Here is a 6,085-nt window from a genome sequence, read left to right as displayed (position 1 = left end):
CCTGATCGATTCTACGCCTACTTGTAGCCACCGCGCCCGGTTGGCCGGACCAGAACCACCGTCGCAATCCAGAACACCAATCCACCAAGGAACGCCGCAGGCAACGAGGCCGTGATATATTCATACGGCGCGCGCGACACGTAACTGATCGGGTTGAGCAGGTAGACATATGTCGCGAACCCTGCCGCCATTCCGAGCAGCCCCGCCGGATTGATACCGAACCAATAGTAGTATTCCGCACCCTCCGATGGATCATAGAGTGCGCGCAAGTTCAGCCGTTGTCGCCGCAGGATCAGGTAGTCCACGATCTGGATTCCGCAAAGTGGCGCAAAGAACACCCCGATGAAGGCCACGAAGGTGCCGAAGTTGTTGAAGAAGAGATCCGGCAAGAAGATCGTGATAATCGCCACCGGCACCAAGCCAATCAGCAATGTCGCGGTCCAGGGCAGGCGTTCGAATGCGGGCACTGAGCGCAGGCCGACCGAAGTCGCATAAACACCGGCGATCGCGGTCCCGAGATTGGCCGCCAGCACGAAGACCAGTGCGATTGACCCGTAGAAGCTGCCGCCCAGTTCCACCATCCATTGCGACGGGTCTGAGATCCCCAATGCAAGGATTGCCGCCAGCCCGATCACACTGAGCAACGGTACCGGCAGGCCCATGCCCAGCATCGCCGGTTTCACGGAAGTCGGCGCATCGGGGGCAACCCGCACCATGGCGCCGATATAGGGCCACCACGAAAGCAGACTGACAATGGCGATCTCCAGGCCGGTGATGTAATCCCACCGAAGGCTGCCCGAAGCGTAGGCCGGAGCTGCCGCAGTGATTTCCGTGGACTTCGTGCTCAGCAGCAGCCAAGTCATCCACGCGCCCACACCGACAATAAAGAAGAAAAGCACGTTCGAGATCCGCTCGACACCCGTCTTGCCGGTCAGCAATACGCCAAACACCAGCGCGCAGGCCAGCAATGCCGAGATGATCTGGACGGTCCCGGTAGATGCCTCGGTGACGATCCCCAGCGTCAGCAACAGTTGCACGGCCGTCTTGCCGAAGAAGATCAGCAGCAGACAGTTCCAGCCAATGATCGAGGTGTATTGTAGAAATACCGGGATGATCCAGCCCCGGCTGCCGAACTGGGGCCGTGTACTGACGATGGAATCGATGCCGTAGCGCCCGGCGGCGGGCACCACAGCCAGCGTGACCAGCAACATGCCGATCATCGAGCCCGCAGTCATTGCCGCGAATCCCATCTTTAGGTTCAGATAGTAGCCGACATATTCACCGATGATGTAGCACCAAGTTGCCGCCGCAGCGACCAGCAGGACGACGCCGATTTCCAGCTGGCTCCAGGTGCGCTCTGATTTCAATAGCGGCCAGTTGGTTTCGTCCGCGCTTTCGCCTGCGCGCGTAGCAGAGGTTTGATCTGTCATCACATCCATCCCCAAATCAGCAGAAGCGCGGGAAACACCACGCCTGCCAGCAACAGAAACAGCCAGTCTTTTGCGGCCAGTAGCGGGCTGGTCTCGGCCTCGCGCTCGACCTGCGCCAGGCGGCGCTCCAATTCGGGCGCCAGTTTTGAATTACTCATCGTCCTTCTCCCTGAATATGTGAGTCATATCGTTATTTTTTCCCGATTATTTCGCCTTCGGGTGCATCGTGTCGTCCGCGTATGGGAACCACCAGAAATCCTGGGGTGGCGCGAATGGTCTCTTCGAGGTCCATCGTGTAGATATTGGCGCCCAGCCCGTATTTGGACGCGTTCGCCAATTCCATCGCCTCGTCGAAATCACGGACTTTGCAGATCGGTGCGACCGGGCCAAAGCTCTCGTTGTGAAAGACGCTCATGTCAGGTGTGCAGTCGACCAGCACGGTTGGCTCCACGAACCAGCCCTGGTTGAACCCGGCCGGGCGGCTGCCGCCGATGGCAGCCCGTGCGCCTTCGTCCATGGCGCCCTTGAGCAGCGTCTCGTAGCGGTCACGCTCCTTCGAGGCAACCATCGGCCCCATATCGACCTTATCGAGGCCATTGCCGATCCGCAGTTTCGCGGTCTCTTCGACGAGCTTCTTCACGAACTCGTCATGGATATCCTGATGGACATAGAACCGCTCGGCCGAAACGCAGATCTGCCCGCAATTCATGAAGGCCGAGAATGCCGCAGCGCGCGCCGCGATATCCAGCGGGGCAGAGGGCATGATCAGGAATGGGTCGTTGCCCGAGGTTTCGATAAGGCTGGGTTTGATCCGTTCGCCGCAGGCCGCAGCCACGGCGCGGCCAACCGGCACGCTGCCGGTAAAGGCGACCACATGGGTATCGTCATGTTCGACCAGACGCTGGCCCGCGCGCGCGCCGCCGGTAACGATCTGGAAAAGCCCGTCCGGCAGGCTCTTGGTGGCCTCGGCGAACAACAATGTGGTCAGCGAGGTATATTCCGACGGCTTCACGATCACCGCGTTGCCAGTGGCCAGCGCCGCGCCGGCCTCCCACGCCAGCAGGACCAGCGGATAGTTGAACGGCATGATCAGCGCCGCCGTGCCGCGCGGCTGTTTCAGGGTATAGTGAAACTGTCCCGCAACCGCCGGCCCCATGACGCGGCCCTGTTCATTGCGGCCCATCTCGGCGGAATGGCGCAGAGAATGGATGGACCAATCCACCTCGTCGCAGGCTTCCTTGTAGGGCTTGCCCATCTCGCGGGTGAGGGCCTCGGCCAGCATGGCGCGCATCTCACGCAATTTGTCGGCCATTTCATGCATCGCCGCAGCGCGGTCCAGCGCCGAGAATTCGCGCCACCATTTGCGTTGCGCCACGGCGCAGCTTGCCAGAGCCTCGTCAATTTCGGCATCGGTGGTCTGCGCGATGCTGCCCAACACGGCCTCCGTGGCGGGCTCGATCACGTCCGTAGCATCGCTCGCCTTGCTCTTGCGCAGTTGGCCGTCGATGTAGATGTGATGGCTGATGTTTCTCATCTGTTGCGTTACGTCGGTCATAGTGTGTTCCTTTCACGACTATCCGCGAATGCGGTCATTGGTGGGGTCGTAGAACCCCTTGAACTGAACCGAGGCTGGATAGCGCTTGCACGCCACTTCGACCTCGAATGTGCCTGAGTTTAGAAAAACGGCGTCGACCCCATCAGGATGGCTGACATAGCCCATGCCCAGAGAGGCCCCGATCCGGTGCCCGTAACCCCGAACGCGGCACCCGCCTCGGTCAGCACGTCAAAGACGTGGCAGGCAAAATCGGCCCCGACATAGATTTCCCACCCCAGCTCACCGACATAGGTCAGGCGGCTGACGCGGACGCGGGCATAGCCCAGTTCAATCTCGCGGCTGGTGCCAAAGGGGAATGCGGCGTCGGAAAGATCAGTGCCCGACACGACCTCCAGCAGCGCGCGCGATTTCGGCCCCATCAGACCCAGCATTGGCAACCCGGCGGTGATGTCGGTGGCAAAGGCATGGGCATCTTCCGGGATGCTGCGTGTCAGCCAGGAAAAATCGCGGGTCTGCGATGCGCCGAGGGTCACGATCATGTAGGTGTCGGGCGCGGTTCGTGTGATGGTGACATCCGCTTCGATCCCGCCACGGTCATTCAGCCATTGGGTATAGACGACCTTGCCCAGGGGTACATCGACCTCTGCAGCCGAGATGTAATTCAGCACGCGGCAAGCATCGCGGCCTTGCAGTAGAAACTTGGCAAAGCAGCTTTGGTCGAACAGCGTGACGTTTTCTGCGGTGTTCAGGCATTCGGCGCGCACATCCGGGAACCAGCCTTGCGGGCCGTAGGAGTAGCCAAATTCCTTTGACCGCCCGTCGGCCGCGAAAAAACCGGGCCGCTCGAAACCTGCGGCCTCGGTCATCACCGCGCCTTGGCTCAGAAGCCGGTCATGCACCGGGCTTTGGCGTACATTGCGCGCGGTTTCGAACTGTCGGTAGGGCCAGTGCATCGCAAAGAGCAGGCCCAGCGTTTCCTTGGTGCGGTCGAACAGGTATCGCGAATTGGATTGAAAGGGCTGCATCCGGCGCACATCCACATCTGCCAGCTCCATCGGTGGATGGCCGTCGCGGATCCATGCAGCCAGCGCCTTGCCGACGCCGCCAGATGACAGGATCCCGACTGAATTGAACCCGCAGGCGCAAAAGAGATCGCGCACTTCCGGCGTTTCGCCCAAGAGGTAGCGGTCATCAGGCGTGAAACTCTCGGGCCCGTTGAAGAAAAGCTGTATGCCCGCATCTGCCAGCGCCGGAACGCGCCGGACCGCCATGTCGAGGATCGGCTCGAAATGGTCGAAATCCTCGGGCAGGGAATCAAAGCTGAAATCATCCGAGATGCCCTCATGGCCCCACGGCTTGGCCTCGGGCTCGAAACAGCCCAACAGCAGCTTGCCCGCGTCTTCCTTGTAGTACGAACATTCGTCGCCAAGAAACATTACCGGCAGATCGCGCGGCAAGTTCGGGATCGGCTCGGTCACGATGTAGAAATGCTCGGCGGCATGCAGCGGCAGCGACACGCCGATATCGCCCGCCAGATCGCGCGACCACATACCGCCTGCGATCACCACCTTGGCGGCGCGGAGTTCCTCGCCGCCGCGCAGCACAACGCCGACGGCATGGCCGTTTTCGACCAGAATGCGATCTACCGGCGCGTTCTCACGTATCGTTACACCTTTCTGCCGCGCGCCCTTAGCCATCGCGAGCGTGACGTCCGAAGGGTTAACCTGACCGTCGTTCGGCATCCAGATGCCGCCTGCCAGATCATCCACTTCGACCAGTGGATAGCGTTCTTTAATCTCAGAGGGGGTGACCTCCAGCGCCTCCAGTCCGAAATTGCGCGCCATCGACGCGCCGCGTTTCAGCTCTTCCAGCCGCGCGGCGTGGGTGGCTAGCCGCAGCGAGCCATTCTGGCGAAATCCGGTGGCCTGCCCGGTCTCGGCTTCCAATCCGCGGAATAACTCGCCGGTATATTTGGCCAGTTCGGTCATGTTTCGCGTGGCGCGTAATTGGGTGACCAGACCTGCCGCGTGCCAGGTGGTGCCGCAGGTCAGTTGCTTGCGTTCCAGCAGGACGACATCAGTGATTCCCAACTGCGCCAGATGGTAAGCGATCGAACATCCGGCCACTCCGCCGCCGACGATGATGATATCCACGGATTTCGCCACGCGGCCCTCCCCTACCATGCATTTCGGCATCAGGATGAAAGACGTCCGTGAACTTTGCAAGCTAAAAGTTCACTTTAATGAACTTGAAGCTTATGCGGTTTACTTGTTATTGAGGGTTGCAAAGCGCGACCTATACTTTCATCAAGCGATAGCCCGCGTCGGCTCGTAAAAACCGCAAAGAGTGCACATGTCCAACGACCTTCCCAAGGTTCTCCGCCCGTCAAATGTAACCGGGTGCCTCGACGACGCCGGAGAGCGCGTCAATCTTCGGGATGTACTGGACCTCGATCCGCGCGTGGGGCAGGAAATTCGCGGGTTACGCAAGGCGCGCGACACCACCATTGCCGAACTGGGTAAGGCGACCGGCCTTTCCAAGGGCTACCTCAGCCAGATTGAGCGCGGCATTTCCAGCCCCTCCGTCAAGGCGCTGCATTCGATCAGCCGCGCGCTGGGCGTGACCATCAGTTGGTTCTTTCCGCCCGAAACGGACGACCACGAAGAACTGCGCGACATCGTGGTGCGCGCGCATGCACGCCGCACGCTGTCTTTCGAAAGCGGCATCACCGACGAACTGTTGTCGCCAAATCTGGACAAGACGATCGAGCTGTTGCGGTGCACTTTCCCCGCAGGATCCGAGAGTGGGGCTGAACCTTACAATCATCGCGGCGAAGAGGCGGGTATCGTCATCTCGGGACGATTGGACCTTTGGGTGGACGAGCAGCACATGCAACTGCACGAGGGCGACAGCTTTGCCTTTTCCAGCGAACGGCCGCACCGCTACGCCAACCTTACCGAAAGGGACACGGTCGTGATCTGGGCAATCAGCCCGCCGACCTACTGACACTTGGGGTGAGCCAACTTGCATAGATGAGTTGGTCAGATCAGTTTAAGAATCCAGTATGAGCAACTGGGGTGTTAGGGTATCCCCCATTGTT

6 protein-coding genes are annotated in these 6,085 nt (G+C 60.4%); 1 reads left to right on the top strand and 5 read right to left on the bottom strand.

The genetic code is table 11. The features are described from left to right. Positions 1-17: 17 nt before the first annotated feature. Genes O3306_RS22200 through O3306_RS22180 form a run of 5 tightly spaced genes read right to left on the bottom strand, consistent with a single transcriptional unit; the run spans position 18 to position 5,150 of the window. Positions 18-1,430 carry a purine-cytosine permease family protein gene (locus tag O3306_RS22200; protein WP_272011578.1) on the bottom strand — a complete coding sequence of 471 codons (1,413 nt, stop codon included), beginning with the start codon at positions 1,428-1,430 and terminating at the stop codon, positions 18-20. After that, entirely contained in the window at positions 1,430-1,588 is a 159-nt protein-coding gene (locus tag O3306_RS22195; RefSeq protein ID WP_272011576.1) for a hypothetical protein, read from the bottom strand. The genes O3306_RS22200 and O3306_RS22195 overlap by 1 nt, the downstream gene beginning before the upstream one ends. 32 nt (positions 1,589-1,620) lie before the next feature. Then, positions 1,621-2,985 carry an aldehyde dehydrogenase family protein gene (locus O3306_RS22190; RefSeq protein WP_272011574.1) on the bottom strand — a complete coding sequence of 455 codons (1,365 nt, stop codon included), beginning with the start codon at positions 2,983-2,985 and terminating at the stop codon, positions 1,621-1,623. A gap of 18 nt (positions 2,986-3,003) precedes the next feature. Continuing rightward, positions 3,004-3,150: a hypothetical protein gene (locus O3306_RS22185; protein WP_272011572.1), complete on the bottom strand. Its 147-nt coding sequence runs from the start codon at positions 3,148-3,150 to the stop codon at positions 3,004-3,006. Beyond that, a complete protein-coding gene (locus O3306_RS22180) occupies positions 3,105-5,150 on the bottom strand; it encodes a GcvT family protein (RefSeq protein ID WP_272011570.1) in 2,046 nt (681 codons plus the stop codon). The genes O3306_RS22185 and O3306_RS22180 overlap by 46 nt, the downstream gene beginning before the upstream one ends. 187 nt (positions 5,151-5,337) lie before the next feature. Here O3306_RS22180 and O3306_RS22175 point away from each other — a divergent pair, with 187 nt between their 5' ends. Beyond that, on the top strand, positions 5,338-5,991 hold the full coding sequence (locus tag O3306_RS22175; protein WP_272011568.1) for a helix-turn-helix domain-containing protein: 654 nt from the start codon (positions 5,338-5,340) through the stop codon (positions 5,989-5,991). Positions 5,992-6,085: the final 94 nt, after the last annotated feature.

The organism is Roseovarius sp. ZX-A-9 (genome assembly GCF_028369135.1).
Classification (GTDB): domain Bacteria; phylum Pseudomonadota; class Alphaproteobacteria; order Rhodobacterales; family Rhodobacteraceae; genus Roseovarius.
This window is presented reverse-complemented; position numbering and strand designations above follow the sequence as displayed.

What these genes read in the sequence shown, in the direction of transcription:
- O3306_RS22185 (WP_272011572.1), bottom strand. Translation starts at nt 3,150, where the DNA reads ATGGGCTATGTCAGCCATCCTGATGGGGTCGACGCCGTTTTTCTAAAC.
- O3306_RS22195 (WP_272011576.1), bottom strand. Translation starts at nt 1,588, where the DNA reads ATGAGTAATTCAAAACTGGCGCCCGAATTGGAGCGCCGCCTGGCGCAG.
- O3306_RS22175 (WP_272011568.1), top strand. Translation starts at nt 5,338, where the DNA reads ATGTCCAACGACCTTCCCAAGGTTCTCCGCCCGTCAAATGTAACCGGG.
- O3306_RS22200 (WP_272011578.1), bottom strand. Translation starts at nt 1,430, where the DNA reads ATGACAGATCAAACCTCTGCTACGCGCGCAGGCGAAAGCGCGGACGAA.
- O3306_RS22190 (WP_272011574.1), bottom strand. Translation starts at nt 2,985, where the DNA reads ATGACCGACGTAACGCAACAGATGAGAAACATCAGCCATCACATCTAC.